Annotated in this window: 13 protein-coding genes and 3 pseudogenes; 14 read left to right on the top strand and 2 right to left on the bottom strand. The window is 38.5% G+C overall.

Going from position 1 to position 19,152, the window contains the following annotated elements; all coding sequences use genetic code 11:
- Nucleotides 1-19 precede the first annotated feature (19 nt).
- The 7 genes from pstB (at nt 20) to ACFIK3_RS04415 (ending at nt 7,572) form a co-directional block, all read left to right on the top strand.
- Nucleotides 20-778, top strand: coding sequence for a phosphate ABC transporter ATP-binding protein PstB (gene pstB / locus ACFIK3_RS04445; RefSeq protein ID WP_273790565.1), 759 nt, complete (start codon nt 20-22; stop codon nt 776-778).
- Nucleotides 779-799: 21 nt separating this feature from the next.
- Complete coding sequence (gene phoU / locus ACFIK3_RS04440) at nt 800-1,522, top strand: phosphate signaling complex protein PhoU (protein WP_375675646.1); 723 nt, start codon at nt 800-802, stop codon at nt 1,520-1,522.
- Between the two features lie 549 nt (nt 1,523-2,071).
- A complete protein-coding gene (locus ACFIK3_RS04435; protein WP_375676314.1) occupies nt 2,072-2,905 on the top strand; it encodes a cell wall hydrolase in 834 nt (277 codons plus the stop codon).
- 177 nt (nt 2,906-3,082) lie between these two features.
- Nucleotides 3,083-4,330, top strand: coding sequence for an aminopeptidase (locus ACFIK3_RS04430; protein WP_375660870.1), 1,248 nt, complete (start codon nt 3,083-3,085; stop codon nt 4,328-4,330).
- A gap of 274 nt (nt 4,331-4,604) precedes the next feature.
- Nucleotides 4,605-5,480, top strand: a complete 876-nt coding sequence (gene mutM / locus ACFIK3_RS04425) for a bifunctional DNA-formamidopyrimidine glycosylase/DNA-(apurinic or apyrimidinic site) lyase (protein WP_375676313.1) — start codon at nt 4,605-4,607, stop codon at nt 5,478-5,480.
- Nucleotides 5,481-5,564: 84 nt separating this feature from the next.
- Nucleotides 5,565-6,959 (top strand): M20/M25/M40 family metallo-hydrolase, encoded by a 1,395-nt coding sequence (locus ACFIK3_RS04420; RefSeq protein ID WP_273790560.1) that lies wholly within the window; start codon nt 5,565-5,567, stop codon nt 6,957-6,959.
- Nucleotides 6,952-7,572 (top strand): ribonuclease D, encoded by a 621-nt coding sequence (locus tag ACFIK3_RS04415; protein WP_273790559.1) that lies wholly within the window; start codon nt 6,952-6,954, stop codon nt 7,570-7,572. Before ACFIK3_RS04420 ends, ACFIK3_RS04415 begins: the two co-directional genes overlap by 8 nt.
- Before the next feature lie 249 nt (nt 7,573-7,821).
- Here the strand turns inward: ACFIK3_RS04415 and ACFIK3_RS04410 are convergent.
- A pseudogene (locus ACFIK3_RS04410) lies at nt 7,822-8,256 on the bottom strand (integrase); the annotation flags it as partial.
- A 412-nt stretch (nt 8,257-8,668) separates the two neighbouring features.
- On the opposite strand from ACFIK3_RS04410, the gene ACFIK3_RS04405 reads away from it, so the two are divergent.
- The 5 genes and pseudogenes from ACFIK3_RS04405 to ACFIK3_RS04385 all read left to right on the top strand — a co-directional run bounded on the left by ACFIK3_RS04405 (nt 8,669) and on the right by ACFIK3_RS04385 (nt 14,273).
- Complete coding sequence (locus ACFIK3_RS04405) at nt 8,669-8,998, top strand: hypothetical protein (RefSeq protein ID WP_273790557.1); 330 nt, start codon at nt 8,669-8,671, stop codon at nt 8,996-8,998.
- Nucleotides 8,999-10,014: 1,016 nt separating this feature from the next.
- Nucleotides 10,015-10,848 carry an outer membrane protein gene (locus ACFIK3_RS04400; RefSeq protein WP_375631054.1) on the top strand — a complete coding sequence of 278 codons (834 nt, stop codon included), beginning with the start codon at nt 10,015-10,017 and terminating at the stop codon, nt 10,846-10,848.
- Between the two features lie 337 nt (nt 10,849-11,185).
- Nucleotides 11,186-12,022, top strand: coding sequence for an outer membrane protein (locus ACFIK3_RS04395; protein WP_375676312.1), 837 nt, complete (start codon nt 11,186-11,188; stop codon nt 12,020-12,022).
- Between the two features lie 361 nt (nt 12,023-12,383).
- Nucleotides 12,384-13,199 (top strand): annotated as a pseudogene (locus tag ACFIK3_RS04390) (outer membrane protein).
- Between the two features lie 183 nt (nt 13,200-13,382).
- Nucleotides 13,383-14,273 (top strand): outer membrane protein, encoded by an 891-nt coding sequence (locus ACFIK3_RS04385; RefSeq protein WP_375676311.1) that lies wholly within the window; start codon nt 13,383-13,385, stop codon nt 14,271-14,273.
- 406 nt (nt 14,274-14,679) lie between these two features.
- On the opposite strand, the gene ACFIK3_RS04380 is transcribed toward ACFIK3_RS04385, so the two are convergent.
- Nucleotides 14,680-14,904, bottom strand: a complete 225-nt coding sequence (locus ACFIK3_RS04380) for a hypothetical protein (RefSeq protein WP_273790554.1) — start codon at nt 14,902-14,904, stop codon at nt 14,680-14,682.
- Nucleotides 14,905-14,910: 6 nt separating this feature from the next.
- Here ACFIK3_RS04380 and ACFIK3_RS04375 point away from each other — a divergent pair.
- Together ACFIK3_RS04375 and ACFIK3_RS04370 are read left to right on the top strand one after the other, a co-directional pair.
- A pseudogene (locus ACFIK3_RS04375) lies at nt 14,911-18,697 on the top strand (hemagglutinin repeat-containing protein); the annotation flags it as partial.
- Nucleotides 18,698-18,717: 20 nt separating this feature from the next.
- A complete protein-coding gene (locus ACFIK3_RS04370) occupies nt 18,718-19,119 on the top strand; it encodes a hypothetical protein (protein ID WP_375676310.1) in 402 nt (133 codons plus the stop codon).
- Nucleotides 19,120-19,152: the final 33 nt, after the last annotated feature.

Below are 19,152 nucleotides of genomic sequence, written 5' to 3'. Positions count from 1 at the left end.
TGTAAGGTGAATTTTTGTAATGAAGATTAAAATGCGTGGTGAGGATGTGAAGGTTTCTTATGGAGACAAAGAAGCACTCCACGGTATTACACTTGATATTCCTGAACATCAAGTAACTGCTTTGATTGGTCCATCAGGATGCGGAAAGTCGACTTTTTTGCGTTGTTTTAACCGTATGAATGATACGATTGAAGGCGCTAAAACAACCGGTCTTATTACCTTAGATGGGGAGAATATTTATGACACACGGATTGATGTTGTAGAATTGCGCGCTCGTGTTGGAATGGTTTTTCAAAAGCCCAGTCCTTTTCCAAAATCTATATTTGAGAATGTTGCGTATGGTCCACGCATTCATGGTTTAGTAAAAACGCGCTCTGAATTGCATGATGTCGTTGAAAAGAGTTTGAGGCAGGCAGGTTTGTTTGAAGAAGTAAAAGACCGTCTTCATGATCTTGGAACAAGTTTATCAGGGGGACAACAACAGCGTTTGTGTATTGCACGTGCTATTGCGGTTAGTCCTGAAGTTATTTTGATGGATGAGCCTTGTTCAGCTCTTGATCCTATTGCGACAGCACGGATTGAAGAGCTTATCGATGCATTACGGCAAAATTATACAATTGTTATCGTAACGCATTCTATGCAACAGGCTGCACGTGTTTCTCAATATACGGCTATGTTTCATTTAGGGCATTTGGTAGAAGTTGGTGCGACTGAAATGATTTTTACCTCACCAAAAGAGCAACGGACACAAGATTATATTACGGGGCGTTTTGGATAGGTGAATTGAGGAGTGTAAGATATGTCTATGAACCATACTGTCCGTTCTTATGATGCAGAACTAAAATATTTAAGAGCAAGGATTATAGAAATGGGGAGCCATGCAGAAAGGATGATTGAACGTTCTGTCGCATCGGTTGTGTGTAGTGATCTTCAACTTGCAACGACAGTGATTGCCGATGATGTATTTTTAGATGAAGCAGAACGTGACATTGATGAAAAAGCGGTTGCTATTATTTGCAAACGCCAACCGATGGCTGTCGATTTGCGTGAAATTATTGGAGCCATTCGTATTTCTTCTGATCTTGAGCGGATTGGGGATATGGCCAAAAACATTGCTAAAAGGACTGTTGCACTTTCAGAAATACGACAATCTGCGTCTGTTTATCATGGGCTTGAAACAATTACAGCTTTAGCACTCAATCAATTAAAAGAAGTCTTAAATGCTTATACGACTCGCCTATTAGAGCGTGTTGATGCGGTGCGTGAGCGTGATGAGAAGATTGATGCTTTGTATACTTCTCTTTTTCGTGAACTTTTGACGTATATGATGGAAGATATGCGCAATATTACGGTTTGTACGCACTTACTGTTTTGTTTAAAGAATATTGAACGAATTGGTGATCATGTTACTAATATTGCTGAAATGCTGCATTATATCATAACGGGTTACCATATGTCCTCTGATCGTCCTCGCGATGACCTTACTTATAAAGTTGGAGTAGGTGAGAAGAAAATAGATTAAAATTTTTCTTATATGTATAAAATAAGTTTGTAGATATGTGAGTATTTTCTTACAGTGCAGCTATAGAAAGAATAAGATAACCGTCTTATGGAAAAGCACAAAGAAGCAACAAAGAGTTTTTTCAGAGAAGCGTGGCAGATTGCTAACTCTTGGTTTGACATATTTGTATATTAGATGATATCATCACTCGTATTGTGGCCGGAGGGGAGTTTTCTAGGGGAATTTCCTTTCAGATCATTTTGTTAAAATTTTATATTAAAGGGGATATCTGTATTATTTTTCGTATGTAGAAGAAATGGATAGCGTTATTTTACTATAATTGAAACGTATGGGTTATTATAGCCTATATTGGACCATGAATAATAACAATATTGATCTGTAAATTAAGAGTTTTTTATTTTTTATTTTGCATAGATACTTTATTGATTACCTCTTGTATTAAAATTTTGCTGAGTGGTAACAATTAGCTATGTACTTTATTGAGAGATACATTTAAAGCTCATTTCAAGACTTGAATAGCTCAGAGATTATAGGAATGTGTTGCATAAGATGAAAAAAAATCGTTGGAATGTTTTTGTTACCTGTTGTGTAGCGCCGTTAGTTGTTGTGGGATGTGCTTCAAGTCATTTAGATGCTGGAAAAATAAATAATAATAAGACAAAAACGGTTACATATCCATTGACAGAGCGTCAATGTCTTATGCGAGCGATGTATTTTGAATCAAATCGCACAAGCCGTGAAGGAATGATTGCCGTTGGGACGGTTGTTATGAATCGTGTTAATTCGACCGCCTATCCTAAGACGATTTGTGGTGTTGTTGGTCAATATAGGCAATTTGCTCCTGGTGTTTTAACGCGTCCTATGACGGAGAAAGCATCTGTTGCTCGTGTAAGAGAGGCAGCTGATGCCGTTTTACGGGGTGAACGAGATAAGAAAGTTAAACACGCTAAGTTTTTTCATACCGCTGGTTTGTCTTTTCCGTATAAAAACATGCATTATGTTCAGGTTGCAGGGGGAAATGCTTTTTATGAAAAACGATCACGTGATGGGGCACTTCAAGTTCCTACAAATAATCGCCCTTATGATGTTGCTTATGCTTTTGCTCAAGAACGTTCTGGTCATGCGCCAAGCTTTATAGATGAAGGCTTAGAGAGTAGGGGAGTAAAGGCAGAGAAAAGTACATCTCATTCGACAGAAGTAGCACAATCCAAGACGTCACATCCAGCACCTTTTGCTATGGTACAGCTTGATAAAGTTCCTATCCCTGCCTATGCACCTCAACATCTAGCTAGGAAAGAGGAAAATAAAACGATTATGGCTTTACCTTCATCTGATCAGTTAAATGCAATTGTTGCAATGTTAGAAAAACGACACAGGAACTAGTAAGTTTTTCATGACCAAAGAAGGATGATATACCCATTGCGGTTTATGAATTAAGTGAATTTTAGCGATAATGATACGCATAAATATACATAGAGAAAGCGAACTCAAAGGATCTGAAAAACAATTTATAATATGACGACATAAAGAACGCATTCTATTTAAAGAAGGGTATTGGTAATGTACTTTGATATTCATGAGACAATTTTGCCTGAAATGCTTAATCGTCTTGCAGAAATTACAGTGAAAGTGGGGTTGAATTTACAAGAGGGGCAGGATCTTGTTTTAACTGCTCCAGTTTCAGCGTTACCTTTTGTTCGGCGTATTGCATATCATGCTTATAAGGTTGGTGCTGGTGTCATTACACCAATTTTTAGTGATGATATATTATCGCTTACACGGTTTGAAAATGCCCATACAGCTAGTTTTGATTGTGCTCCTTCTTGGCTTTATGAGGGAATGGCGAAGGCTTTTGAAAATGGGGCAGCGCGTTTAGCGATTGTTGGGGATAATCCTTTGCTCCTTTCTAATCAGGATTTTGATAAGGTTTCACGTTTAAATAAAGCCACTTCAATAGCTTATCAGCCGGCACTCAAGCAAATATCAAATTTTGCTATGAATTGGTCGATTGTTGCTTATCCAACAGCAGGATGGGCTGAGGCAATGTTTCCTTCTTTACCACTTAATGAGGCGATTAAAAAATTAGCTGATGCAATTTTTTCTGCTTCACGTGTTACAGAAGAAGATCCGGTACAGGCATGGACTGTCCATAATGCACATTTGAAAAAACGGTCATCTTGGCTTAATGAGCAGCGTTTTTCTGCCTTACACTTTACAGGGCCAGGGACTGATTTGACGGTTGGTTTGGCAGATGATCATGAATGGCATGGCGGTGCATCTGTTGCTCAAAATGGTGTTATTTGCAATCCGAATATTCCGACAGAAGAAGTTTTCACGACTCCTCATGCTCATAAGGTTGAAGGTTTCGTTCGCTCAACAAAGCCCCTTTCCTATCAAGGAACTCTGGTTGATAATATTGAAGTACGTTTTGACGCAGGGCGTATTGTTGAGGCTCGTGCATCAACAGGCCAAGAAGTTTTACAGCAGGTTTTGCAAAGTGATGAGGGTGCAAGCCGGTTGGGCGAAGTTGCCCTTGTGCCCCATTCTTCACCAATTTCTAAGAGTGGCCTCCTTTTTTATAATACCTTATTTGATGAAAATGCTGCATGTCATATTGCTTTAGGTCAGTGTTATTCCAAATGCTTTTTAGATGGGGCATCATTGACGTCAGAAGAGATTGCAGCACGTGGTGGGAATAAAAGTGTCATTCATATTGACTGGATGATTGGTTCTGGCGAAATTGACATAGATGGCATTACCCAAGATGGTGTAAGAGTTCCTGTATTTCGTAAGGGTGAATGGGCTTAATTTTGTTACCATAAAACACGGTCATTTGAGGTGGGTGGGATGTAAGCCTCATTGATACGTTAAGTATTTTAGAGTGTGTGGTATATATTCAAGGCAGGGTTTGTCCATAAAGCCTTTAGTTAAATGATTCACATGAGTAGGAATCCAAGTAAAATCCACTCATCAAGAATTTGTTTAGTAGATGTAGAGGAAGTCTTCGTTCTTTGAGGGGGGTGGGAAGAAGTCAATTTATCAGAGATACGATTGGAAAGTGTATAATTATTAAAGAAAAGTAATGCCTGAGCTTCCTGAAGTAGAGACAGTTCGTCGTGGACTTGAGTCCGTTGTAACTGATGCAAAGATAGTATCTGTCAAACTTAATCGTAGAGATTTGCGCTTTCCTTTTCCTGAGGCTTTTTCTGAGCGCCTTATTGGCAGAACAATTATAGAACTTGGTCGGCGTGCAAAATATTTATTATTTCATCTTTCTCAGAATGAAACGATTTTAAGCCATTTAGGAATGTCTGGTTCATGGCGTATAGAGAATGATCTTTTAAGAACAGTTTTTTCAACGACAAGTAAATTGGTTAAGCATGATCATTTTGTCATGGATATTCAAACAAGGGATGGTGAAGTTTATCATCTTATTTATAATGATGTACGTCGCTTTGGGTTTATGCTTTTAGTCGATACGGATAAGCTTTATGAACATCCACTTTTAAATAAGCTAGGTCTTGAACCTATGAGTAATTCGTTTTCTGGTCATTATTTACAAAAGGCTTTTGTTAATAAAAAAATGTCTCTCAAGGGTGTTTTACTTGATCAGTCTATTGTTGCAGGTCTTGGGAATATTTATGTTTGCGAAGCACTTTGGCGGAGTCGTTTGTCTCCACAACGTGGTGCATTTACATTGGCATCACAAACGGCACGGGCACGTGAATTTGCAGATTCTTTAGCACAAAATATACGCAATGTGATTTCTGAAGCCATTTTGTCTGGTGGCTCTTCTTTACGTGATTATATGCATATAGATGGTTCACTTGGTTATTTTCAGCATGCTTTTTCAGTTTATGGACGAGAAGGTAAGCAATGTTTGGAATGTGGAGCGCCTATTATGCGCATTTTACAGGCTGGACGTTCAAGTTTTTACTGCTCACAATGTCAAAAATGAATAAGGCGTCTTGCAAAATCTTACAAGAGGCTTAAAGTCATCGTATCTATAATATAATTACACAAGGCTTGAAAGGTTTTTTTTATGCTGAATAAAGTACTAACACATCTTGATGGAAATATAGAGAAGAGCCTTGAACGCCTTTTTTCTCTTTTACGTTTTCAATCGATTTCTACAGACTCGGCTTACAAGGATGCATGTCGTAAAGCAGCTGATTGGTTAGTAGAGGATTTAAAAAGCATCGGTTTTGAGGCTTCACGCCGTGATACACCGGGGCATCCAATGGTTGTTGGGCATCATCCTGGACCTTCAGATGATTGTTTGCATGTGTTGTTTTACGGACATTATGATGTTCAACCTGTTGATCCATTGAGTTTATGGGAGGATGATCCATTTACACCTTCTTTAAAGGAGAGAGATGGAGAGAAAGTTATTTGTGCTCGTGGAGCTTCAGATGACAAAGGTCAGTTGATGACTTTTATTGAAGCATGTCGTGCATTTAAGAAAGAAACAGGGCAGCTTCCTATTAAAGTTACTATTTTATGTGAAGGCGAGGAAGAGAGTGCTTCTCCTTCCCTTATTCCTTTTTTAAAAGCAAATACAGATGAACTTAAGGCAGATTATGCATTGGTTTGTGACACGTCAATGTGGGATGCGAATACTCCATCTATTGCTCTTTCTCTTCGGGGAATTATGGCAGAAGAGATTATTATCACAGCAGCTAATCGTGATTTGCATTCTGGTTATTTTGGAGGAGTAGCAGCTAATCCCATTCGTATTTTAACGAAAATCTTAGCAGGACTTCACGATGAAAATAATAGGGCAACACTTCCTGGCTTTTATGATGGAGTAGAAGAAACACCTCCACATATTTTACAATCATGGAATGCGCTTAATTGTACTGCTGAAAATTTTCTTGGTCCTATAGGACTTTCCGTTCCAGCTGGTGAAAAAGGGCGGAGCATTTTAGAGCTTGTATGGGCACGTCCTACCATGGAAATTAATGGTATTAGTGGCGGCTATGAAGGGGAAGGGATGAAAACGGTTATTGCTTCTCAAGCGAGTGCAAAAGTATCGTGTCGTTTGGTGCATAAGCAAGATCCAGAGAAAATACGCCAAGCGTTGCGTGATTATGTACGTAGCTCAATTCCTGCTGATTGTAAGGTTGAGTTTAAGAATCACGGTTCTTCTCCGGCACTTCAGATTTCTGATGATTCATCTTTTATCAAGGAGGCGAAGGATGCCTTATCACAAGAGTGGGAAGTGCCTGCTGTCTTGACAGCCATGGGGGGCTCGATCCCAATTGTAGCAGATTTTCGGTCAATTCTTGGCATGGAAACTCTTTTGGTTGGTTTTGGACTGGCTGATGACCGTATTCATTCGCCTAATGAAAAGTATAATTTAAAATCATTTCATAAGGGGCAGCGGTCTTGGGCGCGTATTCTTGCAGCTTTAGCAAATAGGAGGGTAAATGGCTGAGATTCGTGTTCATCAAGGTGATTTACCAAACTTAGATAATTATCAAACTGATGCTGTTGCGATTGATACCGAAACTTTAGGATTACAACCCCATCGTGATCGTTTATGCGTTGTTCAGCTTTCTTCTGGAGATGGTACTGCCGATATTATACAGATTGCTAAAGGACAAAAGAATGCACCTAATTTGGTCAAGCTTCTTAAAGATAAAGCAGTCGTAAAAATATTCCATTTTGGGCGTTTTGATCTTGCTATTTTAGCACATACATTTGGTGTTATGCCAGAGGCTATTTTTTGTACAAAGATTGCTTCGAAACTCACGCGTACTTACACGGATCGTCATGGCTTGAAAGAAATTTGTAATGAATTGCTGAATGTGAATATTTCTAAACAGCAACAATCTTCGGATTGGGCGGCAGAAACGTTATCACAGGCGCAAATTGAATATGCTGCGTCGGATGTGTTATATTTGCATCGTTTAAAGGTTATATTTGAAGAACGTTTAAGACGTGAAGAGCGAGAAAATGTTGCCAAGGCATGCTTTCAATTTTTGCCTATGAGAGCTAGGCTTGATCTTTTAGGATGGGCGGAAGTTGATATTTTTGCGCATAGCTAACTTTAAAATTGGCTTTTAATGGAGTTAATTATTGATGTGAGAGGACAAAATGCTTGTACATTATGGACATTTTATCCTCTCATCTTTTCTGATAAGAATTATAATAAATTCTTAAGTGCTATTTCATTTGAAGTTTAGGTAATAAAAGTACTTTTGCGAATTCATATTTTTTATTTTTGTAACAGCTTTTATTTGAAACAAAGCAATTTTGAGGAGAGGCTGAAAACATACGGTAGGTTGGAAGACTTAAATCTCTGCAACCGGTATACAGCCTAATTGGGGGAGAATATGAATGTGTAAATGTAAAAACCAAATCTCATCTTTACCATCATTTTTAATTCGGCTTTACGACTTTCAAAAGTATTTAAAGCAATGTCTGTTAAATAATAGAGATTACGCATTGCCTCATGTTTTTAATGGATTTACGTTCTTCGTGTAAAACAGAACGCCCTAAACGGAATATATTTGTGTTGCTAATTCATGTGCTTTTTTAAAGAAACCGGCACCCAAATCCATTTTACGGCGGCGCTTATGAATGGTATAACGATAAAGCCCCCCAAAATATGATATAAAATTCATTGAGCACTCCCATTTTTACGCTTACGGAGTAACAAGCTGCTACCATCACACCACTTTGCCAACTCCCAATGTTGTGTAGCCCTTGGCACGGTTCATAAGAGACATTTTAGTCTTTTTAGTGTTTTTTATCCACACAGCTCTTCCAACTTATAACGTGCAAACAAATGGTTTTAATTGATTCAACATGAAAAAGATTTTGAATGAGAGAATCTTATGATGTTTAGGGTTCTCAGTCAATATGAATAATGCTAAATTATCATTATAAATCAGTATATTATATGAAGTTCGTATAGTTTATTATTTTCAGACGATACTTCGTGCCTTTATTTATTACTCAATAAGTAATTTCTATGTTGGCAGAGCAGGGCAATTTGCTTTTATTTTAAAAGCAAAATGCTCCAAAGCTTTATTTTTAAGGATTTTCACTTTTTATCTATAAACACATTATTTTTCTCTGGAAATTTGCAATGAAGGCACTAGATAAAATCCATTATGAATATTTGATGAGGTTAAATTTATGAATATAAAATATTTTATTACAGCTTTTGCTACTTTTGCTTCAATCTCTATGGCTCAAGGTGCAAGTTTTTTAGCGTCTCAAAATCTTATACAGAGAGCATCTTCGACTGTTCCTCCAATAGGTTTTTTTTCTGGTGAACAGCTTTGCAAGTTATTATCTGAAGTTTTTCAGATAGAACTTTCTTGCACAAATAACAGCGAATGCATAACAGCAGCTAAGTTAGTACCTGTGTTACATTCTGGTAAAAAAAGAGATCATTATCCTAAAAGAAGACCAGGGAAAAGAGGACGGCCAAACCTATTTGCACGAGGTCCAATGAGTTTTTAAAAAGTGAAAAAACAACATCAAGAAGTATAATATATGTTTTGAAGTTGAAAAAGAGGGATATTTTTTCTGCCAAATTCATGATTTTTAAAGCAAGGGGTGGTTTGAAAACTTTAAGAAAGATTTCTCATTTTTTCAGCTTTAAGGAGATTTCTATATAAGTTTTAATGTTTATCATACCGGTTGTTTGTCTTTAGGTATTTTTTTCAATTTCGTCTTGTAAAGGAGTATGAAATGATAGCCTACAAATAAGGCTGAAGCTCTGAAAAAGACTTTACTATAAGGTTGAGAGAAGAAAAAAATGGTAAGTATGTCAAAAAGGAATAAATGCCTAAATTAAAAACAAAGAGTAAATGTAATGAAATTGCATGTAATCTTGTTGCAGTCCATAGGGTAGTGGAGATCTTGTTCATGTGCGCTACAAGCGTTCTTTACAATGATGAAAAAACAATCAAAGAGCTATTCACATTTGGTTATGCGAAGGATGAAGCTAAAAACGTTGTTTGTATGAATTTAAATGGAACAGTTACATTTAGCTGCTCTCAATATTGTAACGGTCTTCACTATTACAATATTGAGAGTATTAATAGGAAGCATTTTAGCTTTTAAATAGTTTTATTTATTCACACACTTGCTCGTTTGTGAGGTGCAGGGGGGCTTTAATAAAAAAGGCTTAAGATTAAGAGCATCTTCAATATTGCAGACGAATTAATATAAAAGATATTTTTTCATTATAAATCAATACGTTATATTTTTATGTCAATAGCACACGCTTTACACGGAGAGTACTGTGGCGCAGTTTTTTATCAAAATGATAAAGGAGAGAAAACGTGAGGAAAAGAGATCATTTGTGCATAGGCATAGTTTAATTCTCATTTATTACAGATCAAGCAATTAAGGGTACTTTGATTGGCTTTTTGTTTTTTTTATAAGTGTATCATTTTTGCTACAGATATCTGAAGATGGGGCTCTATATGAAATGGTGTGTTCAAATAAATATTCAGCTATGGAGAGAAAATATGAATATGAAATGGTTAATAACAGCTTCTGCTTTCGCTTTTGTTTCAGCTTCAGCAGCTCAAGCAGCAGATGTTATTGTTCCCCCCAGTCCAACACCTGTTGCTCCCGTTATTGTTGCTCCAACTTTTTCTTGGACAGGTTTTTATGTTGGGGGGCAGATTGGTGGTTTTTCGGGTAAGACGAAAATGGATATTCTCAGTAACGGAAAAAAGATTCCAGCACCTGATGACCTTTTGCCTAAACTATCTGGTTTCATGGGTGGTTTTTACGCAGGTTCCAACGTTGATCTCGGCAATGGCCTTATTTTAGGTGTTGATACAGATATCATGTGGTCTAATAAAGATGACACGAAGACAGGAAAAACATATGTTATTCTTCCAGATCACATAAATTATATTAAGAAGATATTAACAGAATCTGGAATTAATATTGGTAAAGATGCGCTTGTACCTGGTGATAAACGAACCCACAGTTTCACTTTTAAAGAAAAGTGGGCTGGTGCGACACGTGTACGTATTGGTTTTGCAGCTGAACGCATTATGCCTTATGTTGCTGGTGGTATCGCCTATACACAGCTTCAAGATAGTGCATTGATTTCAATAACAGGGAAAGATTCAGATAAAGTAATAGCTTCTGGTACTCTGTCTGATGAAACAAAGACCCTTGTTGGTTACACGCTTGGTGCTGGTGTTGATTTAGCAATGACCAATAACGTTATTGTCCGTGCGGAATATCGTTACTCAGATTTTGGTAAAAAGAAATTCTCAAATGACAAATATGAGACATCTTACAAAACCAATGACTTCCGTGTTGGTGTTGCTTACAAATTTTAAAAGATGGTAAGTAAAATAACAGAGGCTCTGTCAAAGATAGAGCCTTTGTTATTCTTTGTTGCTATATTATCACACAATACATAATTTATTGTGGATGTGAAAAGATATTATTCAGATTTTCTTAAAAAAATTCATAGACAACAAACAAAAATTACATTTAAAAATCAATAAGTTATTTATATATATAATCTTTAAGGTTTCTCGTACAAAATCAAGCTATGAAGCAATTTTGTCTGGGATGTGCCCTCCATTTTCTGTGACTGTATCATTTTTACTACAGCTTTTCTTTCTGTAATCTTGTAGCACTGTGCTCATAAATAAATTAGGAGCAAAGTTTATGAATATAAAATCTTTAGTAACAACTTCTGTTATCGCTATAGCGGCAGCTTCTGCAGCACAAGCTGCTGATGTTGTCATCCCTCGTGAAACAGCCCCAGCAGTCATCACAGCAGCCCCTGCCTATTCTTGGACAGGTTTTTATCTTGGTGCTCAGATTGGTGGTCGTTCAATGAAATCTGACAAAGGTTCTAGCACTTTAGGTTGGCACGATCTTAAGCTTTCCGGTATGCTCGGTGGCCTATACACAGGTTACAATGTTGATCTCGGCAATGGTGTGATCTTCGGCTTGGATACAGATGTCTCTTTTATTGGTAAAAAAGACACAATTGATGGTATAACAATGATTATTGGACAGGGAACTGGTAAAAGTCTTGATAAAATTAATAAACTCCTCAATGATGCTAAGGTCAAAAAGAACGATGGTCTAGAAGTTGCAGGCGGGGATGAATACATCGAAAGTATTACTATGAAAGAAAAGTGGTCTGGTGCTACACGCGTTCGTATAGGTTTTGCTACTGATCGTATCATGCCTTATATCGCTGGTGGTGTTGCTTATACGCAGATGCAGGGCATTTCCGCACTTGAAGTGAAAAAAGATGCTAATGCTGGTAAGGATGCTAATAAGGTTATTGCTTCTGGTAACGTATATGATGAAACAAAGACCCTTGTTGGTTTCACCCTTGGTGCTGGTGTTGACTTTGCAATGACAGACAATGTTCTGTTGCGTGCAGAATATCGTTACTCAGACTATGGTAAAAAGAAATACTTTAAAGACACATCTGAACTCCAATACAGAGTCAATGATTTCCGTGTTGGCGTTGCATACAAATTCTAATTTCGTAAAAAACGAAATAAACTTCCAAGAGGCTCTGTCTTTGACAGAGCCTCTATTATTTTCTGTTGTTATATTATTACTCACTCCATATTTATTGGAGATATAAAAATATTTTCATAAACGACAGACAAGAATTACATTCAAAATCGATAAGTTAACTTACGAATTCTCGTACGGAGTGAAGTTAATAGCGTTGTAAAGTCATGCAGCGATTTTGTTTTGAGCGCATCCTCCATTTTCTATGACTGTATTATTTTTTACTACAGCTTTTCTTTATGTAATCTTGTAGCATTATCCTCTAAATAAATGAGGCGCAAAGTTTACGAATATAAAATCTTTAGTCACAATTTCTATTATCGCTATGGCAGCAGCTTTTGCAGCACAAGCTGCTGATATTATCGTTCCTCGTGAAACAGCCCCAGCAGTTGTTATCACAGCCCCTTCATTTTCTTGGACAGATTTTTATTTCGGTGGTCAAGTTGGCAACTTTTCAAGTCAAAATTGATGTATTTTATTTAGAGACAAAAGAAAAAACTTCAGATAAAGATGGACTACCTAAGCCTTGAGGTTTCATAGGTGGTATTTATTTAGGTTACAACGTAGATCTTGGAAATGTCCTCATTCTAGGTGTTGAAACCGATGCAGTCTGGGCAGACTGAGGAGAGACGAAGACGGTCTCAAAGATTCTTGCGATTGATGAATTTGATGATTTTAATGATGAATTTAAAGATGCTGGTGTCACATTGGTGTTGTTGTATTGGATGAAAATGAAAAGTTTCAAAAGGGTTACACAGCAGTTTATCGCATTGGTTTCAAAGAAAAAAGGTTTGGTGCAACACGGGTTCGTGTTGGTTTTTCCGTCACTGATCGTATTATGCCTTATGTTGCCGGTAGTATTGCTTATGCGTAAATACAGGGTGTTGGTAAAATTTCAGGAACAAAAAAATCGGAAAATGATAACCCAAGTAAAGCATTTTCTGCTACGGTATTTGATAAAACAAAAACGATGGTGGATTTCACTCTTGGTGGTGATATAGATTTCGCGATGACAAATTATATTCTGCTTCGTACGGAATACCGTTACTCAGACTTTGGTAAGAAGGAATTTAAAAAGGATTACCTTAAACTAGGCTACAGAAGCAATGACTTTCATGTAGATATCGCTTACAAGTTCTAATTTCATCAAAAGTACAGTTATGAATAAAAAGTATTAATAAAAAATTAAATTTTTAAGAGATCTTGACTTTGATCAAACCACTGGTTTTCTGGGTGTTTATTTGTATGGTTGTGACATTTTTACTACAGCTTTTCTATCTATAATCTTGTAAGGTCATTTTATAGTTAATTTAGGAGCAAAATTATGAATACAAAATCTTTAATAGCAGCTTCTGTTGCTGCTTTAATTTCATCTTCTGCAGCACAAGCTGCTGACGTGGTGATCCCTCATGAAGTTGCACCAGCAGTTATTGCAGCAGCCCCTTCGTTTTCTTGGACAGGTTTTTATCTTGGTGGTCAAGTTGGCAACTTTTCGAGTAAAACTAAAGTAACTATTCCAGGAGCAGACAAAGAACTTTTCAAAAAAGATAACACACCTAGTCCTTCTGGTTTCATGGGTGGCATTTATGCCGGATCTAACGTAGACCTCGGAAATGGTCTCGTTCTCGGTGTTGAAACCGATGCAGTTTGGGCAGACCGTGAAGAATCAAAAAAAGCCCGTGAATTGACTCTTACTGAAAAAGATGCAGCAAATTTTAATGATGCCCTTGAAAAAGCTAAGGTTGAATTAAAAGGTCAGCAACGGTTTGAAAACGGTGACAAGGTAACAGAAACGCACAGTTACAAAGAAAAATGGTCTGGTGCGACACGTGTCCGTATCGGTTTTGCTGCTGTTGACCGTATTATGCCTTATGTTGCTGGTGGTATTGCCTATGCGCAGGTACAGGGCATTCAATCCGTTGCAGGAAAAGGAGAGAGAGCTAAAGTTGAGCAGAAAGCTGACGGGGATGGAAAAGTGCCAGAGGCAGGGGCTAAGCAAGCCATAGATTTGACTGGTGGCACTTGGGCTGATGACACGAAGACAATGCTTGGTTTCACTATTGGTGGTGGAGTTGACTTTGCAATGACAGACAACGTTCTTTTACGTGCTGAATACCGTTACTCCGATTTTGGTAAAAAGAAATTCGCCAACGATACACGTGAATTCAACTACAAAACCAATGACTTCCGTGTAGGTGTCGCTTACAAATTCTAATTTAAATGAAATTATCAGCACAAAAAATACTAAGGCCTCGTTTAACGGGGCCTTTATTTTATTAGCTCTCTATTTTATTTCTCTTAATCTCTTTTATTTTTTTATTGGTATCATTTTGTATTATAAGGCTTAAAAAAGTTTTATATTATAAAAGGCGAATTAATAGTATGCATCGATTTTATAACTACTTATTACATAAAATCTTATATTACGGCTATCATTTTACACTTAAGTGAAAAGTATTTAATTAATCTCAGAAATAGGACAATATCATAACCAGTGGTGAACTTTAGTCTACTTTTATATGCTAGATTAGAGCGAGCATACTACATATATCTGTTAGAGTAAGTTCTGAAACGGGAATACAGCCTCATTGGGGAAGAATATAAAGTTACAAAGAGAAAAACTAGTTTCCAACTTTATCATCTTCTTTTAATTTAGCTTTACGATTTTCAAAAGCATTTAGAGCAATATCTTTTAAATAATGAAAATAAAGATGATGCATTGTCTTACGTTTTTGTTTATTGCATTTCTTAATGGGATCATACTCCTCATGCAAAACAGAACGCCCTAAACGGAATACACTTGTTGTTGTGTATTCACACATTTGTTTTAAATAAATATTTTTCAAAGTACATCAAGCCCACTTCTCTCTGGAAAAGATTTGAATATTTTAGGCTCTGATGTTCAAGCAACGGATAAACTTCTCTTGCAAGCTGAGAGGAATGTTTCGATTGATGCCACACGCAACAGTGCCAATAGCCATCGCGGAGATCAAACCTCTCATGTTGCCTTGCACAATGGCTCTCATTTAAGTTCTGAAAAAGAGACCACTGTTCTCTCTGGAAAAGATATCCATATTGCTGCTTCCGATATAGATGCCAAGGGCAATATTGCTCTTGGCGCCCAAGGGGAGATAACAATAGGGGTAAGAAACGATGAGATGGAGTATCATTTTCGCACCAAAAACACGAAAGTGGACATGCAAGCTTCTCATGCGGTTGGATCTTCGATAAAATCGGGAGGTGACACCACTGTCATTGCAGGGCAGGATGGCAAACCGCATGATCTTAGCATCACAGGTAGTTCCATTGCGGCTGATGGCAAGGTAGGGCTGAAAGCCAGCAACGATGTCCTGATCAATAATGCAGAGGATAGCTTACATTATGAGATGTCGTATCACAAAGAGGGTGGGGTGTTTAGTAGCAGCAAATCTGAGCATAACAAGATGGATGTGCGCCAAGTTGTGGGGTCAAGCATAACAGGGGGTGAAGGCATTGCCATTGATTCCGGAAACAACACGGAAGTTGTAGCCTCGACGCTCGTAGCCGGTAAGGCAGAGGAAACGTCAGGAGAGAAAGCACCAGGAGAACAGAAACAAGCGGATATTACCATTCACTCTGGGGGAAAGATTACTATCAAAGGCGCCCAAGAACACTTGGATCAGCAAGCACAATCGTCATCAAATGGCTTTTTGCATGAGAAATCTTCCGATACATCTCAATCGCATACCACAACGGTCTCCTCTATCCTTGGGGCGACGGGCAACATCGTGTTAGACGCACAAGGAGAAGCCAAGATTTCTGCTTCTCATCTTCTTTCCGGTCAAGATATCAATGTGAGCGGAGAAAGTGTGACGATTGATGGCATGACAGATCACCATAAAAGCCATTCAGAGACCCATGAAACAGGTTTTGGTGTGGGATCAGGCAAGGGTTTTGTGTCGATATACGGGAGTGAAGGAAAGACAGAAAATGAAGAGAGTTTTGAGCATCAAGGCTCTTCTCTCAATGGGAAAAATATCACCATCACCGCCACCAAAAAAGATGTGAACGTGGAGGGCTCTGATTTTACTGCGCAAGAAAATATTCATGTTTCGGCAGCCCATGATGTGAATGTTTCACCTGGTCACAATCGTCATAGGGCAAGCTCAAAGGAAGAACGCACAGGTTTTGGGTTTTAGTTTGAAAAGAACCCTAGCGGTGCTTCTGTAGGTGTTGGAATTGCAAGCGCTAAAGATACGGGCGATCAATGGGAAAATACCAATACGCCATCTCATTTCAAGGCGGGACAAGATGTGCAGATCAATGGTGGCAATGATGTGAATTTACAAGCAACCATTGTTTCGGCGGATCGTGATGTCAACATTGATGCTGGCAATAATATCACCCTATCAGAAAGCTATGATACCTCTAACGCAAAAGAAAAGCATGAAAAGTCTTTTGCTGGTGTGACAGGCTCTGTCAATGTGGGTATTCTTGGTACAGTAAAAGATGTAAAGGATGCAGCCAAACGTTTTGGTCATGGGGATACAAAACACAAAATCGGTAATGGTCTTATTGCTGGTCTAAAAGGCTATGATCTCTATAGCAAAGGCAAAGGTCTTTATAATGGGATGAAAGGTGGAAACAAACAGTCTATTCGTGATATTGCTGATGTTTCTGCTAGCGTAACCGTGGGCTTTAAGACAGAGAAGGAGGAGGCATCGGTTCAGACATCTACTGCGGTGACAGGTACAATAGAAGCAGGACGCGCTGTTAATATGCAAGCCCACAAAGGCAGCATCCATAGTATTGGCGCTGATATTATCGCTGGTACCAATCCAGTCTATGCAAATGATGAGCAGAGCGGGAATATCACCTTGGATGCAAGACAACATATCCTCTTTGAAAGTGCGCAAAACACGCAAAGCACGCAAAGCACACAAAACCACAATGAAAGCGCTTCAATGAATATTGGGTATAGTTATGGTTGGTGATACAGGGTGGATGGGGAATGCTTCTTTTGGTAAAGGCAAGGGTTCCAGTGAGGAAGTTCAGCAAAAGAACAGCCATATTGTTGGCACTGGCACTGTTCATACCAGCAGTGGAGAGGATACCACATTGGCAGGCGCCGTGGTTTCTGGAAATCAAGTCAAAGTGGATGTGGGAGGAAGCTTGACCATAAAAAGCCAGAGTGATACGGGACAAAGTTCCAGCAAGCAAAACTCTGTTTCCATTGGTTATAATAGCCGAGAAAAGGAGGGTACAGCCACAACCAATATTTCCTTAAACAAGGATAAATCCTCTAGTGATTATCATAGTGTTGTGGAACAATCAGGCATCAAAGCGGGTGATGGTGGCTTTGATATCAACGTTAAAGATAAAACAACCCTGACCGGAGGTATTATTGAAAGCACTGCGCCGGCAGAAAAAAACAGTCTGACCACAGGAAGCATTAGCACCAGTGATATCAGCAACAGTGCGCATGCTCAAGCTAGCAGCCAAGGTTTAAGCATTTCTGCGGGTGGTCCGATGTATCAGGGCAAATATGGTGTCGGGAAAAACATTGCTAAAAATGTCTTAGATCATTCAAAAGCTAAAGATTCAGAGGAAGGATATACCAAATCCGCTATCAGCAATGGCACTATCGTCATTACTGATGAAGCAGGGCAGAAGGCATTGACAGGGCAAGATGTTGAGCAAGCAATCTCCTCCCTTAATCGTGATACTGCCACTGCCCATAAGGGTGTACAACAGCTCGATGTAGGCAAGCTGGAACAAATCGTCCATGAAAACCGTGAAATGGTAACGCAACTCTTAGAAGAAGGGTTTAAATACAGCGATGATTCCTATAAAACCATGTTTATCAAAGAGCACCCCATCGCCGTGGTCGACCGTGATGAACAGGGTAATATACTCTATGAAATAGATGCAAATGGGGTACCTATAAGAGACGCTCGTGGACAACCAATACCTCACGCACATTATTTAACGGATGAAGAAAAGCAGCATTTACAAGAGGGTGCTGATGGCAAGGTGCATGTGTCCTTTAATGGCATCTTTACTCCACCAGAGGAAGCCGCTGTTTATGCGGTTCAACATGCGAAGGATAAAAATGCACCGCTTTATTTTGTTGTGTTCCCCCAAGCCGATTCTGCTATTTCAGAACTTCTAGTCGCGGGCTATCAGAAGTTTATGGAAAATAACTTTTGGGGTTTGACCAATTCCACACAAGAAGCAAAAGATTTGGTGTATAGCTATGGTATTACAGGGTTAGAACTTTATGGACATAGCCGTGGTACCATGACATTGGGGAATATGCTGTATTCTTTCAAACAAGAAGGTGTTCACGGTATAGCCGACAACACGAAGATCAATTTCTATGGACCCGCCTTTAATGCTTTAGTTGCATCCGGTCTGTTAGGTTATGTGAGTGATGGCAAACAAACCACTATTGGTTTTGATGGGAATAGATATGACTTTGTAAGCCGATGGATTGGCGGCAATGGCTATACTTACGAGACAATACCTGCTGGTAGTAACTGGTGGAAAGAAACATGGAATATGTTCACAAGTCCTTACAATCCCCATACTTGTCTTGGAGATGCGGGCAATAAGTGCAGAACACTTTACGGCTCATCTCATTTAGAACAAAAAACTTGAATTAGATCATGGAGTAAAAAATGAAACAAACTCTAAAATTATTAAGTGCTGTAACTCTATTCAGTATCGCTGGATGTCAGTTTAATAAGCCTCCTGGAGGGTATTTAAGTGTGTGGGAGAAATCAGGAGCAGATTTTACTGAAATAGGAAAAGCATTATTAGAATGTGGTATGCCAACGCCTTATGATGTCGATCCAGAAAATAGAAAGTTAAGCAACAATGCAATAGGAACTATTGAAGCTTGCATGCTTCAATCAGGTTTTCGTGATAAAGTAGGGAGGGGGACTATGTGTGAAAATCATAAAGCCGAAAACTTGCCCATTTGTCGTCCGGGCGCTGTGATCCCGAGGCCCAGTGTCAAGAAGCGTTTGAACAGCTCTTTTTGTAAAAAGTATAAAAATGCACCTGAATGCAAACCTTAAGTTTTGCTGTTTGTGATAATTAACAATCCGCCA

It is taken from the genome of Bartonella sp. CB10SXKL (assembly GCF_042195515.1).
Taxonomy (GTDB): domain Bacteria; phylum Pseudomonadota; class Alphaproteobacteria; order Rhizobiales; family Rhizobiaceae; genus Bartonella.
The sequence above is the reverse complement of the archived record's forward strand: the minus strand, read 5'-3'. Positions and strand labels throughout refer to the sequence as shown.